Annotated in this window: 2 tRNA genes and 1 rRNA gene; all 3 read right to left on the bottom strand. The window is 50.9% G+C overall.

What is annotated here, in order from left to right:
* Window positions 1-84: 84 nt before the first annotated feature.
* The 3 genes from ACIQVE_RS29080 to ACIQVE_RS29070 all read right to left on the bottom strand — a co-directional run bounded on the left by ACIQVE_RS29080 (window position 85) and on the right by ACIQVE_RS29070 (window position 3,409).
* Window positions 85-2,978: ribosomal RNA gene (locus ACIQVE_RS29080) — 23S ribosomal RNA — on the bottom strand.
* Between the two features lie 248 nt (window positions 2,979-3,226).
* Window positions 3,227-3,302, bottom strand: a tRNA-Ala gene (locus tag ACIQVE_RS29075).
* 30 nt (window positions 3,303-3,332) lie between these two features.
* Window positions 3,333-3,409: transfer RNA gene (locus ACIQVE_RS29070), tRNA-Ile, on the bottom strand.
* Window positions 3,410-3,417: the final 8 nt, after the last annotated feature.

The following is a 3,417-nucleotide window of genomic DNA, read 5'->3' as shown; positions in this document are numbered from 1 at the left end:
GTGTTTGTGAACATCGAACTTTCGGTTCGTTTCGTCTTCACACACCGCAATCTGGCTCTTAAGCGCAAATTGCTTGGGTGTTATATGGTCAAGCCTCACGGGCAATTAGTATTGGTTAGCTCAACGCCTCACAGCGCTTACACACCCAACCTATCAACGTCGTAGTCTTCGACGGCCCTTCAGGGAACTCAAGGTTCCAGTGAGATCTCATCTTGAGGCAAGTTTCCCGCTTAGATGCTTTCAGCGGTTATCTTTCCCGAACATAGCTACCCGGCAATGCCACTGGCGTGACAACCGGAACACCAGAGGTTCGTCCACTCCGGTCCTCTCGTACTAGGAGCAGCCCCTCTCAAATCTCAAACGTCCACGGCAGATAGGGACCGAACTGTCTCACGACGTTCTAAACCCAGCTCGCGTACCACTTTAAATGGCGAACAGCCATACCCTTGGGACCGGCTTCAGCCCCAGGATGTGATGAGCCGACATCGAGGTGCCAAACACCGCCGTCGATATGAACTCTTGGGCGGTATCAGCCTGTTATCCCCGGAGTACCTTTTATCCGTTGAGCGATGGCCCTTCCATACAGAACCACCGGATCACTAAGACCTACTTTCGTACCTGCTCGACGTGTCTGTCTCGCAGTCAAGCGCGCTTTTGCCTTTATACTCTACGACCGATTTCCGACCGGTCTGAGCGCACCTTCGTACTCCTCCGTTACTCTTTAGGAGGAGACCGCCCCAGTCAAACTACCCACCATACACTGTCCTCGATCCGGATAACGGACCTGAGTTAGAACCTCAAAGTTGCCAGGGTGGTATTTCAAGGTTGGCTCCACGCGAACTGGCGTCCACGCTTCAAAGCCTCCCACCTATCCTACACAAGCAAATTCAAAGTCCAGTGCAAAGCTATAGTAAAGGTTCACGGGGTCTTTCCGTCTAGCCGCGGATACACTGCATCTTCACAGCGATTTCAATTTCACTGAGTCTCGGGTGGAGACAGCGCCGCCATCGTTACGCCATTCGTGCAGGTCGGAACTTACCCGACAAGGAATTTCGCTACCTTAGGACCGTTATAGTTACGGCCGCCGTTTACCGGGGCTTCGATCAAGAGCTTCGCGTTAGCTAACCCCATCAATTAACCTTCCGGCACCGGGCAGGCGTCACACCCTATACGTCCACTTTCGTGTTTGCAGAGTGCTGTGTTTTTAATAAACAGTCGCAGCGGCCTGGTATCTTCGACCGGCATGAGCTTACGGAGCAAGTCCTTCACCCTCACCGGCGCACCTTCTCCCGAAGTTACGGTGCCATTTTGCCTAGTTCCTTCACCCGAGTTCTCTCAAGCGCCTTGGTATTCTCTACCCAACCACCTGTGTCGGTTTGGGGTACGGTTCCTGGTTACCTGAAGCTTAGAAGCTTTTCTTGGAAGCATGGCATCAACCACTTCGTCGTCTAAAAGACAACTCGTCATCAGCTCTCGGCCTTAGAATCCCGGATTTACCTAAGATTCCAGCCTACCACCTTAAACTTGGACAACCAACGCCAAGCTGGCCTAGCCTTCTCCGTCCCTCCATCGCAATAACCAGAAGTACAGGAATATTAACCTGTTTTCCATCGACTACGCTTTTCAGCCTCGCCTTAGGGACCGACTAACCCTGCGTCGATTAACGTTGCGCAGGAAACCTTGGTCTTTCGGCGTGGGTGTTTTTCACACCCATTGTCGTTACTCATGTCAGCATTCGCACTTCTGATACCTCCAGCAAGCTTCTCAACTCACCTTCACAGGCTTACAGAACGCTCCTCTACCGCATCATCCTAAGATGATACCCGTAGCTTCGGTGTATGGTTTGAGCCCCGTTACATCTTCCGCGCAGGCCGACTCGACTAGTGAGCTATTACGCTTTCTTTAAAGGGTGGCTGCTTCTAAGCCAACCTCCTAGCTGTCTAAGCCTTCCCACATCGTTTCCCACTTAACCATAACTTTGGGACCTTAGCTGACGGTCTGGGTTGTTTCCCTTTTCACGACGGACGTTAGCACCCGCCGTGTGTCTCCCATGCTCGGCACTTGTAGGTATTCGGAGTTTGCATCGGTTTGGTAAGTCGGGATGACCCCCTAGCCGAAACAGTGCTCTACCCCCTACAGTGATACATGAGGCGCTACCTAAATAGCTTTCGAGGAGAACCAGCTATCTCCGAGCTTGATTAGCCTTTCACTCCGATCCACAGGTCATCCGCTAACTTTTCAACGGTAGTCGGTTCGGTCCTCCAGTTAGTGTTACCCAACCTTCAACCTGCCCATGGATAGATCGCCCGGTTTCGGGTCTATTCCCAGCGACTAGACGCCCTATTAAGACTCGCTTTCGCTACGCCTCCCCTATTCGGTTAAGCTCGCCACTGAAAATAAGTCGCTGACCCATTATACAAAAGGTACGCAGTCACCCAACAAAGTGGGCTCCCACTGCTTGTACGCATACGGTTTCAGGATCTATTTCACTCCCCTCTCCGGGGTTCTTTTCGCCTTTCCCTCACGGTACTAGTTCACTATCGGTCAGTCAGTAGTATTTAGCCTTGGAGGATGGTCCCCCCATATTCAGACAAAGTTTCTCGTGCTCCGTCCTACTCGATTTCATGACTAAGAGATTTTCGCGTACAGGGCTATCACCCACTATGGCCGCACTTTCCAGAGCGTTCCGCTAATCTCAAAGCCACTTAAGGGCTAGTCCCCGTTCGCTCGCCACTACTAAGGGAATCTCGGTTGATTTCTTTTCCTCAGGGTACTTAGATGTTTCAGTTCCCCTGGTTCGCCTCTTGCACCTATGTATTCAGTACAAGATAACCATCTTATGATGGCTGGGTTCCCCCATTCAGACATCTCCGGATCAAAGTCTGTTTGCCGACTCCCCGAAGCTTTTCGCAGGCTACCACGTCTTTCATCGCCTCTGACTGCCAAGGCATCCACCGTATGCGCTTCTTCACTTGACCATATAACCCCAAGCAATCTGGTTATACTGTGAAGACGACATTCGCCGAAAATTCGATAATACTCAATTAAGAGCAACTCACAAATTTTACCTTAGCCTGATCCGTTACCAGTGAAAGTAACGTTCAGTCTATCTTTCTATCACATACCCAAATTTTTAAAGAACGATCTAATCAAAGACTAGAAATCAACATTCACCATCTTTCAATGGAATGCTCATTTCTAAGCTTTCATACGTCAGAAGCAGTAGTGGTGGAGCCAAACGGGATCGAACCGTTGACCTCCTGCGTGCAAGGCAGGCGCTCTCCCAGCTGAGCTATGGCCCCGTATTTCTACAGGCGTTTCCCACACAAAATTGGTGGGTCTGGGCAGATTCGAACTGCCGACCTCACCCTTATCAGGGGTGCGCTCTAACCAACTGAGCTACAGACCCAATTTCGT

This window comes from Pseudomonas sp. NPDC098747 (assembly GCF_044760045.1).
In the GTDB taxonomy this organism is placed as follows: Bacteria; Pseudomonadota; Gammaproteobacteria; order Pseudomonadales; family Pseudomonadaceae; genus Aquipseudomonas.
Note: the sequence above shows the minus strand (reverse complement) of the source record. Positions and strands in the feature narration are given on the sequence as shown.